This window comes from Mesorhizobium sp. ES1-6, from assembly GCF_020164775.1.
Taxonomy (GTDB): Bacteria; Pseudomonadota; Alphaproteobacteria; order Rhizobiales; family Rhizobiaceae; genus Mesorhizobium.
Map to the genome: position 1 here is coordinate 553,578 of NZ_JAIUGU010000003.1, position 22,119 is coordinate 575,696.

Below are 22,119 nucleotides of genomic sequence, written 5' to 3' on the forward strand. Positions count from 1 at the left end.
TCAGCGATTCTACCAGACGCTGAACCGCTCTAGCGGCTGGCGACGTCTGCCGAGAAGGGCGCACGCGTCGGATGACTCCTGGATGACATCCGTCAAGTCGGCGCAAGCTCCGCTTCAGGTTCCTTGAGGTCGGCGCATTTGCCCACGCCAGAGGCGTCGCCCGATATCCGGGTCTCCACCGTCCTGGCCATCGCCTCCAGATCGATATCCTTGCCAGCGACTTTCTCGATGGCCCCGACGACGAGATCCGAGGCGATCCAGTCCGGCTTGTGGCCGAGATTGTGAACCCAGACAAGCTCGGCGCCCGCTATGTCGCGCACCAGGCCAACGGAATGGATATGCGCGTAGACGACCTTGTCCCTGTCGCCCGAAATGACCACGGTCGGCGCCGTGATCTCCTTGTAGTGCGGTGCCGCGCCGAGCGCATAGCGATAGAGGCCGGCGACGTCGGTGGCGTTGGCGCGAAAGGCCGATGGCCGCAGCACCAGGGGGATCGAGGCCGAGGCGAGATAATTGTCCGGCACTTTGTTGGGCGAGAAGACGCAGGTCGTGGCATCGGCCATCTGCAGCGATCCGGCCGGATAGGTCAGCGTTTCGGAAAACAGCCGGCCGATCACCGGAAGAGTGGTCACATCGTAGTACCAGGACGTCGCGCCGCCAGGCCAGGGATGGGTAGCCGGCGCCAGGAAGACGAGGCCGAGCGTCTTGTCGGCATGTTCGCGGCCGAAGGCCGCCGTCACCACGCCGCCGAAGGAATGGCCGACAATGATGGCCTTCTTGATCCCGAGATGGTCCATCAGCGCGGCGATGGTGTTGGCCTGTGCCGATGGATTTTCATTGTTGCCGGGACCGCGTCCCGACCAGCCGGCTCCCGGCCGGTCGAAGAACAGCATTTCGGCGCGACCTTCGAGCAACGGCCTGAGCGGCAGCATCTGGTCCTTCAAATTGGCGCTGGCGCCATGGATGAAGACGATCGGTGGCAGGTCCGCGTTGGCTGGCGGGGGAATGTGGATATAGTGGATGCGGGCACCGCCAACGTCGGCGAACACGCCGACCGGCGGACCGCGGCGCTCGATCAGCCATGAGCCGACGCGGGTCACGCCGACAAGGGTCAAGATGAGTGCGACGAGGAAAGCGAGGACGGCGTAGATCAGGTTCATGCGGGAGATACGGGGTGGAGGGAGGATAAGTTGTAGGGAGTAGGTTCCCTCGACACCTGCCCTCCTCACTACTGACTAATACCTACGGCCTCAAATTCCCTCGCCGGCAAGCTCTTCCGACAGGGTTGCGACCTGGTTCTGGGCGCTGCGCATCATCGGATAGATGGCGAGCACCTTCTGCCAGGCCTCGAGCGCCGATTGCTTGTGACCGGTCTCCGCCATGATCTGGGCCAGGCCCGACAGCGCGCCGAAATGGCGTGGCTCGAGTTGCAGCGTGCGGTCGATATCGGCCATCGACTTGCCGTAGTTCTTCATCATGAAATGCACGGTGGCGCGGCGGTTCCAGCCTTCGGCGTAGCTTGGCTGCAAGGTCACCACCTGGTCCAGGAAATCGAGCGCGACGTCGAACTTCTGATCGTTCATCGCCTTTTGCGACCACTGCATCATCAGGTCGATCGAGGCGCTGCCGGACCGGAACCATTCGGTCCAGATGCTGCCGGCAATGCGCTCGGCGGCCTTTTCGTTGCGTTCGCGCTTCAGGTCGGAGAAAAGCTTGTCGAGCCGGGCCTGTTTGGTCATCGGCGGGGCTGGGGCGTCCGGCGCCGCGGGCTGGGCATCGGAGGGGGCCGGCTGACCATCCGGCACCGCCGCCGCGATCGGCTGGTCACTGGCCCGCGTCGGCAGGGAAATGACGCCGGAAACGAGGAAAGTCGTCAAAAACGCAAAAAGAATCCGCATCGCCCGAGTTTAGTCCCGGGCGGCGGAACATCAAAGTGATTTTAGCGTGAGAAGGTCGGTTGGCCAACAAGCATCAATGGGCGGAGGCGACAAAAGCCTCCGGCCGAAAACTCAACCCTGGCGCGCCTTGTAGCGCGGGGCGGTCTTGTTGATGATGTAGACGCGGCCCTTGCGGCGAACCAGCTGGTTGTCGCGGTGACGCGCCTTCAACGCCTTGAGCGAATTCTTGATCTTCATGGTCTTGCCTGTCGGTGTGGACCCGGTTCCGGGTCGAAATTTTAAGGCGCGCCAGAAGACGCGCCTTTTGAACGGTGGGTGGCTCATAAACGAGGAGTCTTGCCCATGTCAACCGTGAGTCAACCGCAAGCGTGCTCCGCGCCCCCTATATCATCAAATATCCGCCAAGTCGGCCCCGTGGCATTGCGTGGCCATGGGCGGGCTGGGATGATGCCGCGACCATCAACTGATTGGGGACAACGATGCGCCGAATCTTCCTGTTCGCCGGTCTCGCCGTCCTGGCGGCAGGGGCGGCTGCACGCGCGCAGGAATGCGACCGCTCCGACGACAGCCAGCAAATGATGAACATCTGTGCCGGCGAGGACTATCAGGCCGCCGACGCGAGGCTCAACAGGGCCTATCAGGACCTGATCGGCTCCGATGACGCCGATGCCAAGAGATTGCTGCAGGCAGCGCAACGGGCCTGGATCGCCTTCCGCGACGCCGAATGCGCCCATACCGCCGCCGCCAGCCAGGGCGGTTCCATCCATGCGATGGCGGTGTCGCAATGCCTGACCAGGTTGACCAATGATCGCATCAAGCAGCTCGCCGCCTCGGCCAATTGCGAGGAAGGTGATGTGAGTTGCGCCGGTCCCGACGGGGACAGCGACGAGGTGCAATAGGTGTTCGGGAATTAAGTGCGCGAGCCGATGCGGGTGAAATGGCCCATCTTGCGGCCGGGCCGCGACTCGGCCTTGCCGTAGAGATGCAGCATCAGGTCGGGCTCGGCGAGCAGGGCCGGTACGCGCAGCACATCGTCGCCGATCAGGTTCTCCATCACGCAGTCGGAATGGCGGTCGGGGCTGCCGAGCGGCAGGTCGACAATGGCGCGGATATGTTGCTCGAACTGCGAAACGACGCAGGCGGCTTCCGTCCAGTGGCCGGAATTGTGGACGCGGGGCGCGATCTCGTTGGCCAGCAGCGAACCGTCAGCCAGCACGAAGAACTCGACACCGATGACGCCGACATAGTCGAGCGCGGACAGGATTTTCGTCGCCGCGTCCTTCGCGGCGCGCGCGGTCGCGAGCGCGACAGCGGCCGGCAAGGTCGAGGTGTGCAGAATGCCGTCGCGGTGCACATTCTGGGCCGGATCGTAAGCAGCGACCGCACCATCGATCCCGCGCGCGGCGATGACGGAAATCTCGCGCTCGAACGGCACCAAGCTCTCCAGGATCAGCGGCACGCTGCCCATCGCCTCGCAGGTCCCGGCGAAGCCGCCGGCTTCCATGTTGCGGAAGACGCGCTGGCCCTTGCCGTCATAGCCCATGCGCCGCGTCTTCAGGATGCCGCTGCCGCTGAAGGCCTTGAGCGCCGTTGTCAACTCGTCGTCCGTGTCGACCGGTCGGAAATCGGCGGTGGCGATGCCGATGCCGTTGAGGAATGTCTTCTCGCTCACCCGGTCCTGCGCCACGTCGAGCGCACGCGCTGGCGGATAGACCTGCACTTTGGCGGCAAGCGCGGTTGCGGCGGTTACCGGCACGTTCTCGAACTCGTAGGTGACGACGGCGCTGGCCGCCGCCAGTTCGGCAAGTGCTGCCGGATCGTCATAGGCGGCCGTAATCTGCCGGTTGGCCACCTGGGCGGCCGGGCAATCCTGCTGCGGCTCCAGCACGATAGTGCGGTAGCCGAGGCGGGCGGCCGCCATCGCCAGCATGCGGCCGAGCTGGCCGCCGCCAATGATGCCGATCGTCGATCCGGCGGGCAGGCTCACGGCGTGTCCGTCGGTTCGGCGGCGACCTTGGCGGTCTGCGAAGCGCGCCAGGCGTCGAGCCGCTGGGCCAGCTTGTCGTCATTAAGCGCCAGCACGGCCGCCGCCAACAGCGCGGCATTGGCCGCGCCGGCCTTGCCGATGGCGAGGGTGCCGACAGGAATGCCGGCCGGCATCTGGACGATCGACAGCAGCGAATCCTGGCCCGACAGCGCTTTCGATTCCACCGGCACGCCGAACACCGGCAGCGGCGTCATCGCCGCCGTCATGCCGGGCAGATGGGCGGCGCCGCCGGCGCCGGCGATGATCACCTTGTAGCCGGCCGCCTTGGCGCCCTTGGCGAACTCATAGAGCCGGTCGGGCGTGCGGTGCGCCGAAATGATCAGCCGTCTGTGGGGGACACCAAGCGCCTCAAGCGTCTCCGCTGCCTGGCGCATGGTCGCCCAGTCGGATTGACTGCCCATGATGATGGCGACGTCGGCGCGTTGATCGTTCAAGCCTTTGCTCCCCGGCGACAAAGGCGCGCCTTAGCGGAATTCGCGCGGGGCCGCAAGGATTTCAGGCCATCGGCGAGATGCCGGCGGCCGCATCCAGCTCATACCGCCGCCTTGCGGAAGCGGGCGACGAAGTCGTCGAGCTCGGGCCGCTCCATGTCCGAAATCGCCCAGTAGGAGAAGGCGCCGTCGCTCCAGTGCACCATCGAGAAGCCACCGGAGGAAACGTCATCGGGCTGGGTGGCCTTGCCGCCCTGCCGCGGCTCGGCGACCAGGGTGATCAGGTGCTCGCGATGGCGGTAGACCAGCGCCGGTACCGGCCGGCCCGAGATCACCTCGACCCGGCCGCCGATCAGCGCGAAGCCGTCCTGTGCGAGATCGGGTGCCGGCGGCGAGACGCCGATCCTGGCGTCGAGCCAAGGCTTGACGGTATGGCGGTCGGAGGAAACGATGTCGATCGGGCTCGCGGCAAGCAGGCTGCGGCGATGGCCGCTGGCGACGGCCGCGGCAAAGCCATCGTCCACGCCGCTCTGCATCACCCATTGCGTCGCGCCGCTGGCCAGCACGGCGCTGATCATGATCGACGCGGCCATGGCGCGCCAGTCGAACGAGCCGAAGCGGCGCGTCCTTGGCGAAGGCCGCACCTGCGAAGGACGCGCCCCCGCTTCCCGTCTCTGGCCCGGGCCGGCACCCGCGATCAATCCCGGCAGCGCCGACGGCGTGCCCCGCTGCGGCTCCTCGTCCCGCGCCTGCGTGGCCGGCGCGCCGATTGCCGCGATGCGGGCCAGAAAGGCGTCGCCGACGTCCGGGCGCGGCAAGCGGCTGACCGCGCCGCGCAAGGCAAGGATGCGGGCATGCTCGGCGGCAAGCCGGGGGTCGGCGGCGATGCGACGCTCCACCGCAAGGGCGGCCGCCGCATCGAGTTCGCCATCGACAAGGGCGTGGATCATCAGTCCGATACCTTCGGGGTCATTGGGCAGTCCGTCGTCATGGCCGGTCATGGCGCTCTCCCCAGTTCAGAGGCCAGCAGGCCGCGGGCGCGGGCAAGCCTGGACATCACCGTGCCCATCGGCACGTCGAGCATGACTGCTATCTCGCGATAGCTGAGGCCGTTGATGTCGCGCAGCACCAGAGTTTCGCGAAACGGGTGCGGCAGGGCAGCGATCGCAGCCTCGACGGCGGCCGTATCGGCCCTGGCGATCAGGCTCGCCTCGGGGCCGTCTTCGTCCGGCAGGCTGGTGCCATGGGCGGCCGCGATGTCGTCGAGATCGCCGAGATCGCCAACGGCCATCATGCCGCGCGGCCGGTTGCGCGCCATCCAGCTGTAGGAGGTGTTGCGCACGATGGTAAGCAGCCAGGCCCGCGCATTGCCGCCGGCATAGCCTGGCATGCCGGCATGGGCCTTGATGCAGGCATCCTGCACGACGTCCTCGGCATCGGTGGCATTGCCGGTCAGCCAGCGGGCCAGCGCCAGCGCGTCGCCGAGATGCGGCAGCACCACCTCGTTGAAGCGCTCCGCCAAAGCCTTTTCGTTCAAAATAGCACCATGATCCGGCACTCCGGAAAGGATTGGCCGTGCCGTCTCACGAGGCGATGGCGACCTTGCCTTGCCCATGGGGACAAAGTCCCCCGAAGCAGGCAAAGGCGCCTGCCTTGCTGAAAGTGAATGCATCCGCGTCACCAGTGTCAAGGGTCACGGAGAAGAGGCTGCCGATCCTGCTCGCCAGCGCACGGGCACGGCCTATGCCGCTGCCATGATCGCTGTGCTCGCAATGACAGGGCATGCCGAACTCCTCAACGCCGGAAGTGGCGCCTGTACAGGAGACTTGTCGCAGCGCCGGTTTATTCCCGCCGCGCCCAAATCGGCTGTTCACAGTCGCGTGATCGTCCGTGCCTTTGGGGTTGCCAGTCCGCCAGCGTTCAATCCGGCTCGCGCACACGGCCGGAAGATCCTTGCTGGTGGTCTTCATGGTATCGGCGGGACGGGCTCCTTCGCGGTCGATATGGCGCGCATCCTCGCCCATTCCATGGCGGTCGCGGACATGATCGTTGCACGTGAATATGCCGATGATGACGGCGGGTCGAGCCGGATCGAGTTGCTCAAGACGGAAGGGTATTGAGCTCGAATGGCGACGGGCCAGATCGGGCTCAGGCGATGATATCTGGAATGATCCTGTCTTCCAGCTTCATCAGCCGGTCCTTGAGGGCCAGCTTCTTCTTTTTCATGCGCTGGATCTGCAGCGGGTCGCAGTTCGTGGCGATCATCGCGTTGATCGCGGCATCGAAATCGGCGTGTTCCTGCTTCAGCCGGGAAAATTCGAGGCGAGTATCGGCCTGTTCCTGATCGGACATTCTCTACCGTCTGCACGTCTGCGGCGCCCAAAACTGGGCCTGATTGGGCGGGGGCGGCAATTTCTGCCACCGGCTTGCAGCCCTTATCACATTTCTCATTGTCGTGGAATGCTACCACGCAGCATTCGACATCGCTGTCCGATGGTGGCACACTGTCATTGTGCCGTCACAGATACGACCTGCGGTGGACGTGCCTTTGACGGCTGCAATCGAGGAAACCATGAAAGGGAGAACCAATCATGTCTCTTGCATCCCATCTTGATGAGTTGCAGCGGAAACACGGCGACATCGAACGCGAAATCGATGACGCGATGAACCACCCGTCGGTGGACGACCTCGAAATCGTGAATCTCAAGCGACGCAAGCTGGCACTCAAGGATGCGATTGAGAAACTGAGGGCGCAACCAACCACGCATTGATCCTCACCTGATATAGCCGCTCACCACTTGGCGGTCTTCCTTGCCGGCGGCGCCAGCCGCCGGTGCAGTGGCTTTAATTTCAGCGATTCCCACAAGCCGAAACTAATATTCGTCAGGCCCGATATGCCCGGCCACCGCCGGGTCGTGCGCCGTTTCAGGGTCCGACCGGCGCCAATTGCGGCCAGTGGCGACCTGTCGCCATTGACAAGCCATCTTTGCTCCTCCACCTCATGCCCGGACTTCAGCGCATCGGACCCGGCTTGTGCGTCCAGGCGGACGCACGGGCTTCAGAGAGACGCATAGCGCTCCAGAGACACAAAGGCTGCCGGCATGACCGGGTATTTTTCCTTTCCCTTCCCCCGCCGCACCTCGGTCGGCGTCGATGTCGGCGGCGTGGTCGTCGGCGGCGGCGCGCCGGTCGTCGTGCAATCGATGACCAATACCGACACCGCCGATGTCGACCAGACGGTCGCGCAGGTGGCGGCGCTGCACCGCGCCGGCTCGGAGATCGTGCGCATCACCGTTGACCGCGACGAGAGTGCCGCCGCGGTTCCGCGCATCCATGAGCGGCTGCAGCGGCTCGGTATCAACGTGCCGCTGGTCGGCGATTTCCACTATATTGGCCACAAGCTGCTGGCCGATCATCCGGCCTGCGCCGAGGCGCTGGCCAAGTACCGCATCAACCCCGGAAATGTCGGCTTCAAGGACAAGAAAGACCGGCAGTTCACCGACATCGTCGAAATGGCGATCAAACATGACAAGCCGGTGCGTATCGGCGTCAATTGGGGTTCGCTCGACCAGGAATTGTTGACGCGGCTGATGGACGACAATCAGGACAAGGGTTTTCCGCTGACGGCGCAGGAGGTGACGCGCGAGGCGATCGTGCAGTCGGCGATCCTGTCGGCGGAGATGGCCGAAGAGATCGGCCTGGGCCGTGAAAAAATCATCCTCTCGGCCAAGGTCAGCGGCGTTCAGGACCTGATCGCCGTCTATACCGAACTCGCCACCCGTTCCAACCATGCGCTGCATCTCGGCCTCACCGAAGCCGGCATGGGCTCGAAAGGCATCGTCGCTTCTTCCGCCGCCATGGGCATCCTCCTGCAGCAAGGCATCGGCGATACCATTCGCATCTCGCTGACGCCGGAGCCCAATGGCGACCGCACCCGCGAGGTGCAGGTGTCGCAGGAGTTGCTGCAGACGATGGGCTTTCGGCAGTTCGTGCCGATCGTCGCGGCCTGCCCCGGCTGCGGGCGGACCACTTCCACCGTGTTCCAGGAACTGGCGCAGAACATCCAGGCGGATCTGCGCAAGAACATGCCGGTGTGGCGTGAGAAATATCCGGGCGTCGAGAACCTCAAGGTCGCGGTGATGGGCTGCATCGTCAACGGCCCGGGTGAATCCAAGCATGCCGATATCGGCATTTCGCTGCCCGGGACCGGCGAGACGCCGACCGCACCGGTCTTCGTCGACGGCAAGAAAGCGGCGACGCTGCGCGGACCGTCGATCGCGGCGGATTTCGAGAAAATGGTCGCCGACTACATTGACCAACGGTTCGGTCAGGGCGGCAAGGCCGCGGCAGAGTAGGCCAGATGCAGCGTTTCCCGTGGGTGGCGCTGATCCTGCTCTGTGGGTTGGGGTGGTCGACACTCGTTCAGGCCGATCCGCCGCAATCGGCCAAGCAGAGGCTGATCGACAAGGTCTGCAACCTGATCCAGGCCAATGCCGACCAGAACAGTCTTCCCAGGGAATTCTTGGCCCGCCTGATCTGGAAGGAAAGCCGTTTCGATCCCAATGCCGTGAGCCCCGTTGGCGCCGAGGGCATCGCCCAGTTCATGCCGGGTACGGCCAAGATGCGGGGGCTCGAAAACTCCTTCGACGTCAACCAGGCGATCCCGGCGTCGGCTCGATATCTGGCCGAGATGAAGGCCGGCTATGGCAATCTTGGCCTGGCCGCCGCCGCCTACAACGCCGGCGAGAGCCGGGTGTCGCGCTGGCTGAACTCCGGTGGCTTCCTGCCGATGGAGACGGAAAGCTATGTCTTCGACGTCATGGGCGAGCCGGTCGACAAGTTCACCGACCGGGCCTATGCCGGTAAAGTCGAACCACTCGATGCCAAGCTGGATTTCGCGACTGCCTGCCGCAAGCTGCCGGTGATCATGTCGAAGACCGTGGCGATGGCCTCGATCAACATCAAGCCATGGGGCGTCCAGGTGGCGGGCAATTTCCGCCGCAGTGCCGCGATCAGCCAGTGGCTCAGGGTGCGGAGCCGGTTTCCGGCATTGCTCAGCGGTCACGATCCGGTGGTCAGCCGGGTGCGCACGCCGATCGGCCGGCGCGGCATCTACGCCGTCAGGATCGGGATCGACGACCGCGCCGCCGCCAATGTCATCTGCCAGAAACTGCAAAGCGTCGGCGGCGCCTGCGTGGTGGTGCGCAACCGGTAGCCGGCTCATGTCCGAAAGAGGCCTTTGACCATGAGAGCCAGGATCGTTCTGCTCAACGGCGTCGGCAGTGCTGGTAAGTCTTCGACAGCCAAGGCATTGCAGGGGATAACCACCGAGCCGTTCCTGCATGTTCAGATGGACAGCTTTCTCGAAATGCTGCCCGACGCCTTGCAGGACCATGCCGACGGCCTTGCCTACGAAACCGTTCGGCAGGACGGCAAGCCTTCGGTCGTCATCAGGACTGGGCCGGTGGGCGAGAAAACCCTGCGCGGCATGCGCCATGCCGTTGCGGCCATGGCTGGGCAGGGCAACAATCTTATTGTCGATGACGTGCTCTGCAATGGCGAAATACAGGAATATATCGACCTGCTGTCGGACTTCGACCTGCATCTGGTCGGCGTCATGGCGCCCCTCAATGTGCTCGAGGCGCGCGAAGCGCTGCGAGCCGACAGGCTGCCGGGGCTGGCGCGCTGGCAGTTCGAACGCGTGCACGAGGGGATACGCTACGATCTCGAAGTCGACACCAGTGTGCATTCTCCATTGGAATGCGCCCGTCGCATCCAGCAACGATTTCAATTATAGGCGGTGGCGGACTGGCCGGGGTCGCCCTGCCTGCGATGAACGACAAGGGCAACGGGATGTTCGAGGCATACATTATCTGCGGCACGCCGAGAACCGGCAGCACTTTGCTGTGCAAGCTGCTGGAATCCACCGGTAGATCAGGCGCTCCTCACTCCTTCTATCGGCGACAGGATGTGGCCGAGTGGGCCGAGGAATGGAAGCTGCCCGGTCGCGATACGATAGGCGAGCGTGAATTCAATATTGCCTATCTCGAAGCCGCGATCGCCGCCGGCAAGGGCGGGACAGATGTCTTCGGCCTGCGACTGATGCGCGAAAACCTGGGTGAGTTGTCGGCGATCCTCGACCAGGTCTATCCCGGGCTTGCGTCAGACACAGCGCGTTTCGAAAGAGCCTTTGGCCGCGTTCTTTACATACACCTTTCGCGCGAGAACAAGCTCGCGCAGGCTGTCTCGCTGATCAAGGCACAGCAGACCGGTCTTTGGCACATTGCGCCTGACGGCACCGAGATCGAAAGGGTCGGGCCGGCACAAGAACCTCAATATGATTTCGAGCGGATCAAAGGTGAGCTTGCCGAGCTCGAAGCCTATGACGCGGCCTGGAACACCTGGTTTGCCGAGCAAGGCCTGACCCCGCTGCGGATTGGCTATGAACGCCTTTCCGCCGATCCCGCCGCGGCATTGCTCGGCATCTGCGAGGCTCTCGGCGTTCAAACGCCTGATGCCGAGGCGGTGCGGCCAGGTGTCGCGAAACTTGCCGACGAGACAACTCTCGACTGGATGCGCCGCTATCGTCTGGAGGCCGCTGGCTAAGGGATGGCTAAGCCGTCTTCGCCACCACCGTCTCGCTGAGCCAGGTGCCGATTTTCGTCCCCAGGCGATCGGGCGAAACCGGCTTCGGCAGATAGTCGTCCATGCCGGCCTCGATGCACTTGTCGCGGTCGCCCTTCAGCGCATGCGCGGTGACGCCGATGATCGGGATGTGGCCGCCCGACGAAGCCTCGATCGCCCGGATGGCGCGTGTCGCCTCGTAGCCGTTCATTTCCGGCATCGAGACGTCCATCAGAATCAGCCTCGGATGCAGCGAGCGGTACATCTCGACCGCGGTGCGGCCATTGCCGGCGATGCGGTAGCTCAGGCCGAGTCCGTTGAGGATCTGGCCGAACACCATCTGGTTCACATCATTGTCCTCGGCGATCAGGATGTCGATCGGGCTGTTCGGCGCGGCGGCCGATTCCGGTGCGGCGGCAACCGGCAGCGCCGGACCGCGGATGACGGTGAAGGCAGGTGCCGGCGGCTGGGGGGATGACTGGACCGGTTCGCGAATGAACTGCGCCTTGCCGACCTGCGAGCGTGCCTTCTGGATGACCGAGATGACCGTGCCGAGCAGGACAGCGGAGCGCGCCGGCTTGGTCAGGTGCGCTGCAATGCCGAAGTCGATGATCATCTTGCCGAAATCGACCTGGTCGACCGAGGTCAGGATGACGATCGGGATGGCGGACAGCCGGCTGTCGGCGGCGATGGCGCGGGCGACATCGGCGCCGTTCATGCCGGGCATCTGATAGTCGAGGATGATGCAGTCGACGCTGGCGCCGAGTTGGCAGGCGCGATCGAGGAAGGCGAGCCCCACCGCGCCGCTTTCGGCGGCGGCGCAGTCGAAGCTCCAGCTTCTGAGCTGTTCGAGCAGGATCTCGCGGTTGACCGGATTGTCGTCGATGACAAGCACGCGCGCGCCAGTGACATCCACCGGCACGATCGCATCGCGCGCCTCGGCGCGGTGGACGGGCAGCGGCACGGCGAACCAGAAGACGGAGCCGCGGCCGATCTCGCTCTCGACGCCGATCTTGCCGGCCATCAGGTCGACAAGACGGGCGGCGATGGCGAGCCCGAGGCCGGTGCCTTCGTGACGGCGGGTCGAGGAGCCGTCGACCTGAGCGAACTTCTCGAACACGTTCTGCAATTTCTCGGCCGGGATGCCGATGCCGGTGTCTTCGACGCGCAGCTTGAGCTGGACGATGTCGTTGACGGTTTCGCCGCCGACATCGATCAGCACATGGCCCTTCTCGGTGAACTTCACCGCATTGCCGACCAGATTGGTGACGATCTGCCGGAAGCGGCCGGCGTCGCCGACGACATAGGCCGGCAGGCGCGGGTCGACCCGCACGATCAGCTCAAGGTTCTTTTCGGCAACGCGCGCCGAGACCAGCGTCGCCACGTCCTCGACCGCTTCGGAGAGACGGAAAGGAGCAGGGTCGAGCGTCAGCTGCCCGGCGTTGATCTTCGAGAAATCGAGGATGTCGTTGATGATGGTGAGCAGCGCGTTGCCGGATTTGACGATGACGTCGGTGAAGGTCTTCTGGCGTGGAGTCAGCTCGGTCTTGGCCAGCAATTCGGCCATGCCGAGCACGCCGTTCATCGGCGTGCGGATCTCGTGGCTCATATTGGCCAGGAATTCCGACTTGGCGCGGTCGGCCGCCTCGGCCTTGAACAAGGATTCGGCCGACTGGGCAAAGGCGCGGCGGATCGCCTGCTCCATCGGTCGGAAGATCCAGAAGGCGACGATGGCGAGCACGGCGAACAAAAGGCCACTCGCCCACAAAAGCAGCCGGTCGCTGGAGGCGTCCGCCAGATGGCGTTCGTCGTCCATCGCGGTGCGGACACGCACCAACATGGGCTGAACGAACAGGTCGTTCTGGTTGCGGATTTCGCGAGAACTCCATTCGTCGGTCTTTTGCGCCACCGACATCAGGTTGAAGTTGCGGACCATGTCACGCGGCGACCAGAACAGATCGCCATTGACGGAGGCAGCCGCGAGCTCGTTGATGGTCTTGGCCGAAAGACGCGGTCGGATCGCGGCGAGCTGGGCGGTCAGGGTCTCGATCTCGCCGGTCAGACGCTCGGAATGGTCGCGCGCCGAGGCTGTCAGCGCATCGCGCGTCTCGACCCGCCAGGCGGAACTGGTTGTCTCGGCGAAGCTGGTGGCGTTGCGCAGGTCGCGAGTAAAGACGACGAGATTGCTGCTCAGCGCATCGATTTCATGGCGCAAGGAATTGACGCGGTTGAGCGCAACCATGATGGCGGCTGAAGCCAGCGCGAAAACCAACAATCCGGAGAGATAACGTATCCGGACGGACCGGATGAAGGAAGAATATTCCGGCATGCGCAACCCCAACACATACGCATTATTTTAATGGTCGGGATTACGCTTCATTTACATTAAGATTTCGTTGGCGCACCGCAGGTCAATGCATGCCCTGGCGGGTCGCGGCGGATCGGATCGATGCGGTGACGCCGAGCGGTCGACCATGGGCAACCGATATGGGCCTGTCGTCAGCTGTTGCGGGTTGCCACGAAAGTCGCGGCGGCCTTGAGCAGTACCGCCTTGTCGCCATAGGGTTCGAGCAGCGCGTGCGCCTGGCCGACGAGACCGTCGAGCTGCTTGCGTGCCCAATCCGCGCCGTGCAGTGCCACCAGCGTTCCCTTGCCGGCGGCGGCATCCTTGCCGGTCGCCTTGCCCATCTGCCTGGCGTCGGCCGTCAAGTCCAGCAGGTCGTCGGCGAGCTGGAAGGCAAGACCGATCGCCGAACCGAATTCGCCCAGCCGCTCGCGGTCTGCCGATTGTGTGCCGGCGATGATTGCGCCCGCCTCGCAGGCGAAGCGGATCAGTGCGCCGGTCTTCATCGCCTGCAGCGTTATGATGCCAGCCTCGTCCGGCCGCGCCTGCTCGGCTTCGAGATCGAGCTTCTGGCCGCCGACCATGCCGCCGGCGCCGGCGGCGCGGGCCAGCGCCAGCACAAGGGCTGCCCGCCGCTCCGCCGGCAGAGCGGTCGCCTCGTCGGCGATAATGTCGAAGGCGAGCGTCAGCAGCGCGTCCCCGGCAAGAATCGCGGTGGCCTCGTCGAAGGCCCTATGCACGGTCGGCTGGCCGCGGCGCAAATCATCGTCGTCCATCGCCGGCAGGTCGTCATGGATCAGCGAATAGCAATGCACGCATTCGAGCGCGGCCGCGACGCGCAACGCCGCCTCGCCATCGGCCGAAAACAGTGCCGCACTCTCCATGACCAGGAAGGGGCGCAGGCGCTTGCCGCCGTTCAGGACGCCGTGGCGCATCGCCGCCATCAGACGATCGGGCCGTACGATCTCTCCCGAAAGTGGACGGTCGTCGAGCAACCGACGCAGCATCACCTCGACGGCCGCGGCCCGTCTGATGAGCGCCATTTCGAACGCCATTTCGTCGTCATTCGTCATGGCCGGGACCGGTAGCCGACACTCAGACGTTGCGCAAGAAGGCAAGCGCCATTATGCCGGAGCAAGGAGAGGCACGGGTTGGGCGGCTTGGCGGAACCGATCGTCGATCATGAAACCGAAAAGCTGGACATGGCGACGAGATCGCGAGGCGTGAACCGCCGCGGTCTCAAGCGCTGGGTCCGGCGCGGCATCGTCGTGGCCGCCGTGCTGGCGCTTGTCCCGGTGGTGCTGACCTTTCTCTACCTGCCGTCCTTCGTGCATCCGGTGTCGACTCTGATGCTGAAGGATCTGGCGACCTTCTCCGGCTACGACCGGCGCTGGGTGTCAATCGACGATGTGGCGCCGGTGCTGGCCAATTCGGTCATCATGTCGGAGGACGGGCAGTTCTGCTTCCACCGCGGTGTCGATCTCGGCGAACTCAGGGGCGTCGTCGACGATGCGCTGGCCGGCGAGGCGACGCGCGGCGCCTCGACCATCACCATGCAGACGGTGAAGAACCTCTTCCTCTGGTCGCGGCCGCTGGGCAGCGTGCGCAAGGTCGTCGAACTGCCGCTGGCCGTCTATTTCGACGCGGTGATGTCGAAACGGCGCATCATGGAAATCTATCTCAACATTGCCGAGTGGGGGCCGGGCATCTACGGCATCGAGGCGGCGGCCCAGCACCATTTCGGCATTCCGGCAAAGCAGCTGTCCAGACGGCAGGCGGCGCTTCTCGCCGTCACGCTGCCCAATCCGATCGCCCGCAATCCGGCAAAACCCGGGCCCGGCCTCAGACGGCTCGCCAATTTGATCGAACGGCGCGCCGGCCGGTCAGGCGCCTATGTCGGCTGTCTCGACTAGCCGGTACAAAAAAGATTCACCGCAGCGCTGGCCAAAACGGTGTCAGGCGTGTATAGGCACCCGACTTTCTCAGATTTAGGCCCCGACATGGCCCTTTCACGAGGGCGGGCGGGGCTTTTGACCATGTAGTGGAGCATATCCATGGCCGTTCCGAAACGCAAAACCTCTCCGTCCAAGCGCGGCATGCGCCGCTCGGCCGACGCCCTCAAGGCCCCGACCTATGTCGAGGACAAGAATTCCGGCGAAATGCGCCGCCCGCACCACATCGACCTGAAGACCGGCATGTATCGCGGTCGCCAGGTGCTGACGCCCAAGGAAAGCTGAGACCAGCTTTCCCCGAGCGGTGGAGTTACAAAAGACCGGCCTCTGGCCGGTCTTTTTGCGTTGGGCGGCAGCGCGCGGGCAGGCTGCTTTGCTCCGCACCCGGCTGACATGGTTGTTGCATCCGGTCTCCGACCGTGTTTGCGGCCACGCACGAAAAATCTTGACGCCGTGCCCGTGGCGTCTTTTACAGAGGGTGCCCCCATATGGAGACGCCAGATGTTCGGTGCCGTCCCGCTTTTGATCGTGCCTTTCGTGCTCTACAATCTCGGCCTGCTTGGAATATTCGGCGGCGGCGACGATCCATGGGCGAGCGAGATCTTCTCGTTCAGGATGATGTCGGGCGGGGTGTTCTCGATGACGCTCGGCGATCTGATCGTGCTGATCGGCCTGATCTTCCTGTTCCTCGAGATGGTGAAGTCGGCGCGCACGACGAGCGCCTCGATCATGGATCATCTCCTGTCGACGCTGGTCTTCGTCGCTTTCCTGGTCGAGTTCCTGCTGGTGAAGGGTGCCGCGCACTCCATCTTCTTCACGCTGACGATCATCGCGCTGTTCGACGTGCTGGCGGGATTCGCGGTATCGATGCGGTCGGCCAGTCGCGACATCAATTTGAACTGAGGTTCAGCCCGGATCGGCGGTGAAACCGGCGGCTTCGATGCCGGCGATCGCGGCCGCCTCGTCATTGTCGGACGTGTCGCCGGAAATGCCGACGGCGCCGATGACGGAACCGGCCTTGTCGCGGATCAACACGCCGCCGACGACCGGCAGCACGCGTCCCCCCGACACGTCGGAAATGCCGGCAACCAGATGCGGGCGCTCCTTGGCGAAGGCCTCGACCTTGCGCGAGCCCATGCCGATGGCCAGCGCGCCATAGGCCTTGCCGGCCGACATTTGCGGGCGCAGGAACGAAGCGCCGTCCTGGCGCTGGAAGGCGACCAGATGTCCGCCGGCGTCGAGCACCGAGACGCCGAGCGGCTTGAGCTTGAGATCGGCGCCCCTGGCGAAGGCTGCATTGATGATCTCGATGGCTTTTTCGAGCGACAGCGCGGTCATGGCAATCTCCTGTTGAACAGCCCGATCATGGGCTGTCGGCCTGATAAGGCTATCCCGGTTTCGGTTGAAATTGCTTCCTGTGAAGCAGCGGGACGAAGGCGCGCCTGTCGGATGGCGTCACGATCGTTCGATTGAGGGTGAGGAAAATTGCCGGAGAGGTGGGCGTTACTTTTTCTTGGCGCGGGCCGGCTTCTTGGCAGGCGCGGCAGGCGTGTTGGCCAGATCTTCGGCTTCCTTGGCGAGCCGCAGCGCCCGCAGCTTGTCGGTCTTGGCCTTGCGGGCGTCGCTCTCCGCGACATATTCGGCCATGGCTTTTTGACGAACCGTAGCCGCCTCTTCCTGCTTCTTGAAGCGCAGATCGGCACGCGCGCGGGCAGTGTCCCTAGAGTTCTCAACCAAGAGTCTATCCAATCCCGTCAAGTGTGATTTTGGCCCCTTGTAGCAGAGCCGGCCTTTCAACGGGGAAAATAGTTGGTCAGGCGGCCGGGCTGGCGTTGAGGGCCTTCGCGGCAACCACCGCCTGATAGGCGGCCTGCAGCGTCGCGCGGACAGAAGGGCCGGGCGCTGTGTCGACGGGGGTGCCGAGATGCTCATGGCGCAACTCGTCCATGAATTTCTCCCACATGGGCGGTCCGCCCTTTTCCAGGAGTTCGGCGCGGATCGAGAGTTCCTCGCTGGTCGGCAGCCAGATGCGGCCCCAGGCGCCGAGATGAGCCAGGATGGGCACCAGCGTGATGGCCATCTCGGTCAGGCTGTAGATCGCCTTCTGCTTGTGGCTGGGGTCGTCGGCCTTGGTCAGCATACCGAGCTCCATCAGCCGCTTCAGCCGGTCGGCGAGGATGTTGGAAGCAATGCCTTCGATCGAGCCGTTGAGCAGCTCGCGAAAATGGCGCCTGCCGCCGAAAATCATGTCGCGCAGGATGATCAGGCTCCAACGGTCGCCGAACACCTCGAGCGAGAGATTGATCGGGCAGCCGGACCGGCGATCGAGGGGCATTCGATTCTCTCCGCAAAACCAGTTGCATTATCGTATCGGTTTTATTATCGTGCAACCGATTGCAAAATGCAAGCAGAAGAGGAGGACCACGAAATGACGAGCAAAGACCGTCCCGAGATCGTATCCGAAGCGTTTGGCGATCCGGCGGATCCCGCGCTGCTGTTGATCATGGGGGCCATGGCTTCGATGCTTTGGTGGCCGGAGGCCTTCTGCCGGAACCTGGCGAATGCTGGCCTGTATGTGATCCGCTATGACAATCGCGACACCGGCCGGTCGACCAAATATCCGGTGGGCCAGCCGCCTTATAGTTTCGACGACATGGCCGACGACGCGATTGCCGTTCTCGACAGCCACGGGGTCGGCAAGGCGCATGTCGCGGGCATGTCGATGGGCGGCATGATCGCGCAGCGCGTCGCGCTCAGGCACCCCTTGCGCGTCGCGTCGCTGACCGTGATCAGCAGTTCGCCCGTGGGGATCGACACGTCACACCTGCCACAAACGACCGATGCCTATCTGGAACATTCGGCCGCTGGCGCCAAAGTCGACTGGGCCGGCCGCCGGGAGGTCATAGACTTCATGGTCAGTGATGCGCGGGCGATCGCCAGCACCGCCCATCCGTTCGACGAGGCCGCGACGAGAGCGTTCATCGAACGGGATTATGCCAGGTCCGGCGGCTTCCTTAGCGCAACCAATCATTTCATGCTCAAGGGCAGTGACGAGTGGAAGGGCCGCCTGCACGAAATAGCGGCGCCGCTTCTGGTCATCCACGGCACGTCGGATCCGATCTTTCCGGTCGAGCATGGCGAGGCCTTGGCCCAGGCTATTGCGGGCGCGAAACTCCTTCGTGTCGAGGGCGGTGGTCACGAACTGCACGCGGATGACTGGCCCGAGATGGAAGCGGCCATCGTCGACCACGTCCGATCCAGTTGAGATCTGCCGGGTGAGATCTGCCGGATGAGACTTGCCGGGTGAGCCTTGACGAGCGAGGCTCACCGCAATAGTTAAGTGAATGCTTCAGTGTTGCCACGGAAACAGACGAGTCCAATAATGTCCCTGACGCTGCATTTCCATCCGCTGGCCTCTTTCTGCTGGAAGCCGCTGATCGCGCTCTATGAGAACGCCACGCCCTTTGCGCCCGTCATCGTCGATCTCGGCGATGAGCGGTCGCGAGCGGCCTTCCTGAAGATTTCGCCGACCGGCAAGATGCCGGCGCTGCGCGACGATGCACGCGACCGCACGGTGCTGGAATCGACCATTGTCGTGGAGTATCTGGCCGCGCACTATCCGGGACCGGTCGACCTCGTGCCCGCCGACATCGACCTTGCGTTGGCGATCCGCCAGGCCGACCGCTTCTATGATTTCTATGTGCAGGAGCCGATGCAGAAGATCGTCGGCGACAGGTTGCGGCCGCTGGACAAGACCGATCCATTCGGCGTCGAACAGGCGCGCGGCCAGTTGCGCAATTCCTACGCCATCATCGAGCAGGAGATGCGGTCGAGGGAATGGGCCGTGGGCGATGCCTTCACCATGGCCGATTGCGCGGCGTCTCCGGCGCTCTTCTATGCCAACAAGGTCGAGCCGTTCGGCGACAAATATCCCGCCGTGAAGCGCTATCACGACCGGCTGATGCAGCGCACCGCCTTCACCAGGGTGATCGAGGAGGCGCAGCCCTACTTCAAGCTCTTCCCCTACAACAACGGCTGACCGCGATGCTGCACGATCCCACGCAGCTCGACCTGATGTTCCAGGCGCTCGCCGATCCGGCGCGGCGGCAGATGGTCGACCGGCTGTCTCGCGGCCCCGCCTCGGTGAGCCAGTTGGCCGAGCCGCTGGCGATGTCGCTGTCGGCGGTCGTCCAGCACCTCAATCTGCTGGAGGCGAGCGGCCTCGTGCGCACGCAAAAGGTCGGGCGCGTACGCACCTGCCAGATCGAACCGAAGGCGCTGCGAGCGGCCGAGCACTGGATCAACGAGCGGCGCCTCTCCTGGGAGCGCCGGCTGGATCGGCTCGGCGATTTCCTGGCCGAGACCAAGGACGAAACATGAAGGAGAGTTCAGTGAGCCAACGATCCGTTGTCCATTCCACCTTTGTCGTCGAGCGGAGTTATCCGGTGGCGCCGGCGAAGGTCTTCTCCGCCTTCAGCGACCCGGATGCCAAGCGGCGCTGGTTCGTCGATCCCCATGACCCGGCGCCAAGCCGGCACGAAATGGACTTCCGTGTCGGCGGCAAGGAGGTCAATGCCGGCTGCCCGAGCGATGAACAGATGCATTTCTTCAACGCGGTCTATCAGGACATCGTGCCGGACCAGCGCATCGTCTACAGCTATGAGCTGCTGTTTGGCGAAACCCGCGTCTCGGTGTCGCTGGCGACCATCGAATTTGTCGCGGAAAACGGTGGCACGCGGCTGGTGATGACCGAGCAGGGCGCCTTCTTCGACGGCCATGACACGTCAGCCACGCGCGAGCATGGAACGGGCGAGCTGCTCGATGCGCTCGGCGCCTTCGTGAATTCGCAATCCTGACCGGGCGGGCGAGCACCGCGGCCAGAAAACGGTCAGGCTTCCCAGAATTGATCGAGCCAGATGTTGAGTTTCAGGAAACCCGCGTTGCTCACCGTATAGACACGCCTTGTGCCTTCAGCCTTGGCGTTGACCAATCCAGCGTCGAGCAACACTTTCAGATGCTGCGACACGGCCGGGCGTGAGACGGGCAACCCGGATGCCAACTCGTTGACGGTCTTCGGACCGCGTCGAAGTTCTTCCAGAAGATGGCGCCGATTGGGATCGGCGATCGCCATGAAGGCGTCGGAAAACATCATGCCTCATTTGTGAGGCAAAGTTTTTCAAATCTCAACTGTTTGCTTCTGCTTTTCTTCTCGGATCGAGCCGCAATGCTTCTGGGGTCACCGAGCGGTCGGCCGGCTGTGTCTTGAAGGCATCGCGATCCTCGATCGGCACCGGCGCGCGGCGGCTGATGCGCAGCAGCGTGTACCCCGCCAGCGACAGATGCGCGAAGGCGGTGGCCAGGAACAGGCCTTCCGGGCGCATCCAGCTCATCAGGGCGGCGGCCAGCAAAGGGCCGATCATGGTGCCGAAGCCGTAAAGCAGCAGCAGACCTCCGGACACCTTGACGAAATCCTCCGACCGCGCGTGATCGTTGGCATGCGCCACGGCGATCGAATAGAGCGTGTAGGCGAAAGCGCCGTAGGCGGCGGTGAAGACGATGACGAAGACGCCGGAACGCGGTTCGAACAGGAAGATCAGGAGCGCGAACAGCGCTGCACCGAAGGCGGCACCGGCCAGCACGAAGCGCCGGTCGGTCTTGTCGGAGAGGCGCCCGGCCGGAAGCTGCATTGCGGCCCCGGCGACGACCACCAGGCTCATCATCAAGGCGATCTCGGCCGTGGAAATGCCGATACGGGCGCCGTAGACCGCGCCAAGCGTGCCCCAGGCGCCGTTGGCGATGCCGATCAGGAGGCAGGCGATCGCCGACACCGGCGAGTTGGCGTAGAGCCCCTTGACGTCGAGCTTGACGTCCTGCAGCGGCTTGGGATGCGATGCCGTCGACACGGCGGTCGGGATCAGCGACAGGCAGAACAGGATCCCCGTGATCATGAACAGCGACGCCGATTTCACGTCGCCGCCGGCGACGATCATCTGGCCGCCCATGATCGAGGCATAGGTGACCATCATATAGAGGCCGAAGACGGTGCCGCGGTTTTCGTTGGTGGCCTTCTCGTTCAGCCAGCTCTCGATGACCATGAAGGCGCCGGCCATGGTGAAACCGGTGAAGGCGCGCAGCAGGATCCAGACATATTCATCGATGACCAGGCCGGTCAGCAACGCCACGATGGCGCCGGACGCGGCAAAGGCACCGAAGGCGCGCACATGCCCGGCACGGCGCACGATGCGCGGCGCGAAGAAACAGCCGGTGACGAAGCCGCCGGCCCAGGCCGTGCCCATCAGGCCGAGCGAAGCGGTCGAGAACCCTTCCACCTGACCGCGCAGCGGCAACAGCAGCCCGTGCAGTCCCGATGCCGCCAGAAGGAAGGCTGTGCCGCGAAGCAGGGAAAGGATCGGTCTGTAGGCTGCGAGCATTTTTTGATCCGGCTGAGGGCTGGGAGGGACGCAGGTTTGAAGACAGTCGCATTCGGGCTTTTCGGCGGCGGACGGCCACGTCAGCAATTATCCGCGGCGGAACAGCGCCTCGGCGGCCGACTTGGTGTTGTCCTTGGTCTTGCGTTCGGCCTCGAGCCGGGCGATCTCGTCGCGCAGAATACCGATGCGCTCGGACAATTCATCGACGGACAGCAGCGACAGATCCTGCCCGATCTCGTGCGGGCGTGCCTTTTTCTTGGGTTCGTCGTCGAAGATCGCCATCGTCGCTCCTCCTCCGCCAGACCAGATTGGCCATTTGCCTGATTTGGCAATCAGCATACATAGGGCAGGGGTGTCGATGCAAACAGCCGGTAAAAGCTGGCGAGGAAAGA

Annotated in this window: 30 protein-coding genes; 14 read left to right on the plus strand and 16 right to left on the minus strand. The window is 64.0% G+C overall.

Translation table 11 applies throughout. The annotated features are described in order from the left end of the window. Nucleotides 1–92: 92 nt before the first annotated feature. The 3 genes from LB564_RS11520 to ykgO all read right to left on the minus strand — a co-directional run bounded on the left by LB564_RS11520 (nt 93) and on the right by ykgO (nt 2,135). Nucleotides 93–1,160, minus strand: a complete 1,068-nt coding sequence (locus LB564_RS11520; protein ID WP_224537627.1) for an alpha/beta fold hydrolase — start codon at nt 1,158–1,160, stop codon at nt 93–95. 90 nt (nt 1,161–1,250) lie between these two features. Further along, nucleotides 1,251–1,898, minus strand: coding sequence for a tetratricopeptide repeat protein (locus LB564_RS11525; protein WP_224537629.1), 648 nt, complete (start codon nt 1,896–1,898; stop codon nt 1,251–1,253). A gap of 111 nt (nt 1,899–2,009) precedes the next feature. After that, nucleotides 2,010–2,135: a type B 50S ribosomal protein L36 gene (ykgO, locus tag LB564_RS11530; protein WP_006327841.1), complete on the minus strand. Its 126-nt coding sequence runs from the start codon at nt 2,133–2,135 to the stop codon at nt 2,010–2,012. Nucleotides 2,136–2,377: 242 nt separating this feature from the next. Between ykgO and LB564_RS11535 the strand changes: the two genes are divergently transcribed. Next, complete coding sequence (locus LB564_RS11535; protein ID WP_224537633.1) at nt 2,378–2,797, plus strand: lysozyme inhibitor LprI family protein; 420 nt, start codon at nt 2,378–2,380, stop codon at nt 2,795–2,797. 11 nt (nt 2,798–2,808) lie between these two features. On the opposite strand, the gene LB564_RS11540 is transcribed toward LB564_RS11535, so the two are convergent. The 4 genes from LB564_RS11540 to LB564_RS11555 all read right to left on the minus strand — a co-directional run bounded on the left by LB564_RS11540 (nt 2,809) and on the right by LB564_RS11555 (nt 5,913). Then, nucleotides 2,809–3,885: a 5-(carboxyamino)imidazole ribonucleotide synthase gene (locus LB564_RS11540; RefSeq protein ID WP_224537635.1), complete on the minus strand. Its 1,077-nt coding sequence runs from the start codon at nt 3,883–3,885 to the stop codon at nt 2,809–2,811. After that, nucleotides 3,882–4,379: a 5-(carboxyamino)imidazole ribonucleotide mutase gene (gene purE, locus LB564_RS11545; RefSeq protein ID WP_140707925.1), complete on the minus strand. Its 498-nt coding sequence runs from the start codon at nt 4,377–4,379 to the stop codon at nt 3,882–3,884. The genes LB564_RS11540 and purE overlap by 4 nt, the downstream gene beginning before the upstream one ends. Nucleotides 4,380–4,477: 98 nt before the next feature. Continuing rightward, on the minus strand, nt 4,478–5,377 hold the full coding sequence (locus LB564_RS11550; protein WP_140707927.1) for an anti-sigma factor family protein: 900 nt from the start codon (nt 5,375–5,377) through the stop codon (nt 4,478–4,480). Next, entirely contained in the window at nt 5,374–5,913 is a 540-nt protein-coding gene (locus tag LB564_RS11555) for a sigma-70 family RNA polymerase sigma factor (protein ID WP_224537638.1), read from the minus strand. The genes LB564_RS11550 and LB564_RS11555 overlap by 4 nt, the downstream gene beginning before the upstream one ends. Nucleotides 5,914–5,983: 70 nt before the next feature. On the opposite strand from LB564_RS11555, the gene LB564_RS11560 reads away from it, so the two are divergent. Further along, entirely contained in the window at nt 5,984–6,496 is a 513-nt protein-coding gene (locus tag LB564_RS11560; RefSeq protein WP_224537640.1) for a hypothetical protein, read from the plus strand. Between the two features lie 28 nt (nt 6,497–6,524). On the opposite strand, the gene LB564_RS11565 is transcribed toward LB564_RS11560, so the two are convergent. Then, nucleotides 6,525–6,728 (minus strand): YdcH family protein, encoded by a 204-nt coding sequence (locus LB564_RS11565; protein WP_140707933.1) that lies wholly within the window; start codon nt 6,726–6,728, stop codon nt 6,525–6,527. A 239-nt stretch (nt 6,729–6,967) separates the two neighbouring features. Between LB564_RS11565 and LB564_RS11570 the strand changes: the two genes are divergently transcribed. The 5 genes from LB564_RS11570 to LB564_RS11590 all read left to right on the plus strand — a co-directional run bounded on the left by LB564_RS11570 (nt 6,968) and on the right by LB564_RS11590 (nt 10,982). Further along, complete coding sequence (locus tag LB564_RS11570; RefSeq protein WP_127278461.1) at nt 6,968–7,147, plus strand: YdcH family protein; 180 nt, start codon at nt 6,968–6,970, stop codon at nt 7,145–7,147. A gap of 330 nt (nt 7,148–7,477) precedes the next feature. Then, a complete protein-coding gene (gene ispG, locus LB564_RS11575; protein ID WP_224537643.1) occupies nt 7,478–8,731 on the plus strand; it encodes a flavodoxin-dependent (E)-4-hydroxy-3-methylbut-2-enyl-diphosphate synthase in 1,254 nt (417 codons plus the stop codon). 5 nt (nt 8,732–8,736) lie between these two features. Further along, the gene (locus LB564_RS11580) at nt 8,737–9,591 is read left to right on the plus strand and encodes a lytic transglycosylase domain-containing protein (protein ID WP_224537646.1); all 855 of its coding nucleotides are present in this window, start codon (nt 8,737–8,739) and stop codon (nt 9,589–9,591) included. A gap of 30 nt (nt 9,592–9,621) precedes the next feature. Continuing rightward, on the plus strand, nt 9,622–10,173 hold the full coding sequence (locus tag LB564_RS11585) for a phosphotransferase-like protein (RefSeq protein ID WP_224537648.1): 552 nt from the start codon (nt 9,622–9,624) through the stop codon (nt 10,171–10,173). 35 nt (nt 10,174–10,208) lie between these two features. Further along, complete coding sequence (locus tag LB564_RS11590) at nt 10,209–10,982, plus strand: Stf0 family sulfotransferase (protein ID WP_224537650.1); 774 nt, start codon at nt 10,209–10,211, stop codon at nt 10,980–10,982. A 7-nt stretch (nt 10,983–10,989) separates the two neighbouring features. Here the strand turns inward: LB564_RS11590 and LB564_RS11595 are convergent, their stop codons facing one another. Both LB564_RS11595 and LB564_RS11600 read right to left on the minus strand, forming a co-directional pair. Beyond that, a complete protein-coding gene (locus tag LB564_RS11595) occupies nt 10,990–13,329 on the minus strand; it encodes a response regulator (protein ID WP_224537653.1) in 2,340 nt (779 codons plus the stop codon). A gap of 170 nt (nt 13,330–13,499) precedes the next feature. Next, on the minus strand, nt 13,500–14,417 hold the full coding sequence (locus LB564_RS11600) for a polyprenyl synthetase family protein (protein ID WP_224537655.1): 918 nt from the start codon (nt 14,415–14,417) through the stop codon (nt 13,500–13,502). A 78-nt stretch (nt 14,418–14,495) separates the two neighbouring features. On the opposite strand from LB564_RS11600, the gene LB564_RS11605 reads away from it, so the two are divergent. The 3 genes from LB564_RS11605 (at nt 14,496) to LB564_RS11615 (ending at nt 16,199) form a co-directional block, all read left to right on the plus strand. Beyond that, complete coding sequence (locus tag LB564_RS11605; RefSeq protein WP_224537657.1) at nt 14,496–15,257, plus strand: transglycosylase domain-containing protein; 762 nt, start codon at nt 14,496–14,498, stop codon at nt 15,255–15,257. Nucleotides 15,258–15,398: 141 nt separating this feature from the next. After that, nucleotides 15,399–15,581 carry a 50S ribosomal protein L32 gene (rpmF, locus tag LB564_RS11610; RefSeq protein WP_008834724.1) on the plus strand — a complete coding sequence of 61 codons (183 nt, stop codon included), beginning with the start codon at nt 15,399–15,401 and terminating at the stop codon, nt 15,579–15,581. Nucleotides 15,582–15,797: 216 nt separating this feature from the next. Next, nucleotides 15,798–16,199: a hypothetical protein gene (locus tag LB564_RS11615; RefSeq protein ID WP_140707948.1), complete on the plus strand. Its 402-nt coding sequence runs from the start codon at nt 15,798–15,800 to the stop codon at nt 16,197–16,199. Between the two features lie 3 nt (nt 16,200–16,202). On the opposite strand, the gene LB564_RS11620 is transcribed toward LB564_RS11615, so the two are convergent. The 3 genes from LB564_RS11620 to LB564_RS11630 all read right to left on the minus strand — a co-directional run bounded on the left by LB564_RS11620 (nt 16,203) and on the right by LB564_RS11630 (nt 17,631). Continuing rightward, nucleotides 16,203–16,634 carry a GlcG/HbpS family heme-binding protein gene (locus tag LB564_RS11620; RefSeq protein WP_224537659.1) on the minus strand — a complete coding sequence of 144 codons (432 nt, stop codon included), beginning with the start codon at nt 16,632–16,634 and terminating at the stop codon, nt 16,203–16,205. A 165-nt stretch (nt 16,635–16,799) separates the two neighbouring features. After that, nucleotides 16,800–17,033, minus strand: a complete 234-nt coding sequence (locus LB564_RS11625; protein ID WP_135863133.1) for a hypothetical protein — start codon at nt 17,031–17,033, stop codon at nt 16,800–16,802. A gap of 76 nt (nt 17,034–17,109) precedes the next feature. Then, nucleotides 17,110–17,631: a winged helix-turn-helix transcriptional regulator gene (locus tag LB564_RS11630; RefSeq protein WP_224537661.1), complete on the minus strand. Its 522-nt coding sequence runs from the start codon at nt 17,629–17,631 to the stop codon at nt 17,110–17,112. A 93-nt stretch (nt 17,632–17,724) separates the two neighbouring features. On the opposite strand from LB564_RS11630, the gene LB564_RS11635 reads away from it, so the two are divergent. The 4 genes from LB564_RS11635 to LB564_RS11650 all read left to right on the plus strand — a co-directional run bounded on the left by LB564_RS11635 (nt 17,725) and on the right by LB564_RS11650 (nt 20,152). Continuing rightward, nucleotides 17,725–18,561, plus strand: coding sequence for an alpha/beta fold hydrolase (locus LB564_RS11635; RefSeq protein WP_224537825.1), 837 nt, complete (start codon nt 17,725–17,727; stop codon nt 18,559–18,561). A gap of 117 nt (nt 18,562–18,678) precedes the next feature. Further along, the gene (locus tag LB564_RS11640; protein ID WP_224537664.1) at nt 18,679–19,335 is read left to right on the plus strand and encodes a glutathione S-transferase family protein; all 657 of its coding nucleotides are present in this window, start codon (nt 18,679–18,681) and stop codon (nt 19,333–19,335) included. 5 nt (nt 19,336–19,340) lie between these two features. Continuing rightward, nucleotides 19,341–19,676, plus strand: coding sequence for an ArsR/SmtB family transcription factor (locus LB564_RS11645; RefSeq protein ID WP_224537667.1), 336 nt, complete (start codon nt 19,341–19,343; stop codon nt 19,674–19,676). A gap of 11 nt (nt 19,677–19,687) precedes the next feature. Continuing rightward, nucleotides 19,688–20,152, plus strand: coding sequence for an SRPBCC family protein (locus LB564_RS11650; protein ID WP_224537669.1), 465 nt, complete (start codon nt 19,688–19,690; stop codon nt 20,150–20,152). 32 nt (nt 20,153–20,184) lie between these two features. Here LB564_RS11650 and LB564_RS11655 read toward each other — a convergent pair whose 3' ends face one another. The 3 genes from LB564_RS11655 to LB564_RS11665 all read right to left on the minus strand — a co-directional run bounded on the left by LB564_RS11655 (nt 20,185) and on the right by LB564_RS11665 (nt 22,009). Next, the gene (locus tag LB564_RS11655) at nt 20,185–20,448 is read right to left on the minus strand and encodes an ArsR/SmtB family transcription factor (protein ID WP_140707962.1); all 264 of its coding nucleotides are present in this window, start codon (nt 20,446–20,448) and stop codon (nt 20,185–20,187) included. A 31-nt stretch (nt 20,449–20,479) separates the two neighbouring features. Further along, the gene (locus LB564_RS11660) at nt 20,480–21,727 is read right to left on the minus strand and encodes an MFS transporter (RefSeq protein WP_140707964.1); all 1,248 of its coding nucleotides are present in this window, start codon (nt 21,725–21,727) and stop codon (nt 20,480–20,482) included. Between the two features lie 87 nt (nt 21,728–21,814). Then, a complete protein-coding gene (locus tag LB564_RS11665) occupies nt 21,815–22,009 on the minus strand; it encodes a DUF1192 domain-containing protein (protein ID WP_224537671.1) in 195 nt (64 codons plus the stop codon). Nucleotides 22,010–22,119 lie beyond the last annotated feature (110 nt).

Excerpts from the sequence above, each read along its gene's own strand:
- LB564_RS11520 (WP_224537627.1), bottom strand. The coding sequence starts at position 1,160 with ATGAACCTGATCTACGCCGTCCTCGCTTTCCTCGTCGCACTCATCTTG.
- LB564_RS11525 (WP_224537629.1), bottom strand. The coding sequence starts at position 1,898 with ATGCGGATTCTTTTTGCGTTTTTGACGACTTTCCTCGTTTCCGGCGTC.
- ykgO (WP_006327841.1), bottom strand. The coding sequence starts at position 2,135 with ATGAAGATCAAGAATTCGCTCAAGGCGTTGAAGGCGCGTCACCGCGAC.
- LB564_RS11535 (WP_224537633.1), top strand. The coding sequence starts at position 2,378 with ATGCGCCGAATCTTCCTGTTCGCCGGTCTCGCCGTCCTGGCGGCAGGG.
- LB564_RS11550 (WP_140707927.1), bottom strand. The coding sequence starts at position 5,377 with ATGACCGGCCATGACGACGGACTGCCCAATGACCCCGAAGGTATCGGA.
- LB564_RS11565 (WP_140707933.1), bottom strand. The coding sequence starts at position 6,728 with ATGTCCGATCAGGAACAGGCCGATACTCGCCTCGAATTTTCCCGGCTG.
- LB564_RS11570 (WP_127278461.1), top strand. The coding sequence starts at position 6,968 with ATGTCTCTTGCATCCCATCTTGATGAGTTGCAGCGGAAACACGGCGAC.
- ispG (WP_224537643.1), top strand. The coding sequence starts at position 7,478 with ATGACCGGGTATTTTTCCTTTCCCTTCCCCCGCCGCACCTCGGTCGGC.
- LB564_RS11580 (WP_224537646.1), top strand. The coding sequence starts at position 8,737 with ATGCAGCGTTTCCCGTGGGTGGCGCTGATCCTGCTCTGTGGGTTGGGG.
- LB564_RS11585 (WP_224537648.1), top strand. The coding sequence starts at position 9,622 with ATGAGAGCCAGGATCGTTCTGCTCAACGGCGTCGGCAGTGCTGGTAAG.
- LB564_RS11590 (WP_224537650.1), top strand. The coding sequence starts at position 10,209 with ATGAACGACAAGGGCAACGGGATGTTCGAGGCATACATTATCTGCGGC.
- LB564_RS11595 (WP_224537653.1), bottom strand. The coding sequence starts at position 13,329 with ATGCCGGAATATTCTTCCTTCATCCGGTCCGTCCGGATACGTTATCTC.
- LB564_RS11600 (WP_224537655.1), bottom strand. The coding sequence starts at position 14,417 with ATGACGAATGACGACGAAATGGCGTTCGAAATGGCGCTCATCAGACGG.
- rpmF (WP_008834724.1), top strand. The coding sequence starts at position 15,399 with ATGGCCGTTCCGAAACGCAAAACCTCTCCGTCCAAGCGCGGCATGCGC.
- LB564_RS11615 (WP_140707948.1), top strand. The coding sequence starts at position 15,798 with ATGTTCGGTGCCGTCCCGCTTTTGATCGTGCCTTTCGTGCTCTACAAT.
- LB564_RS11620 (WP_224537659.1), bottom strand. The coding sequence starts at position 16,634 with ATGACCGCGCTGTCGCTCGAAAAAGCCATCGAGATCATCAATGCAGCC.
- LB564_RS11630 (WP_224537661.1), bottom strand. The coding sequence starts at position 17,631 with ATGCCCCTCGATCGCCGGTCCGGCTGCCCGATCAATCTCTCGCTCGAG.
- LB564_RS11635 (WP_224537825.1), top strand. The coding sequence starts at position 17,725 with ATGACGAGCAAAGACCGTCCCGAGATCGTATCCGAAGCGTTTGGCGAT.
- LB564_RS11640 (WP_224537664.1), top strand. The coding sequence starts at position 18,679 with ATGTCCCTGACGCTGCATTTCCATCCGCTGGCCTCTTTCTGCTGGAAG.
- LB564_RS11645 (WP_224537667.1), top strand. The coding sequence starts at position 19,341 with ATGCTGCACGATCCCACGCAGCTCGACCTGATGTTCCAGGCGCTCGCC.
- LB564_RS11655 (WP_140707962.1), bottom strand. The coding sequence starts at position 20,448 with ATGATGTTTTCCGACGCCTTCATGGCGATCGCCGATCCCAATCGGCGC.
- LB564_RS11660 (WP_140707964.1), bottom strand. The coding sequence starts at position 21,727 with ATGCTCGCAGCCTACAGACCGATCCTTTCCCTGCTTCGCGGCACAGCC.
- LB564_RS11665 (WP_224537671.1), bottom strand. The coding sequence starts at position 22,009 with ATGGCGATCTTCGACGACGAACCCAAGAAAAAGGCACGCCCGCACGAG.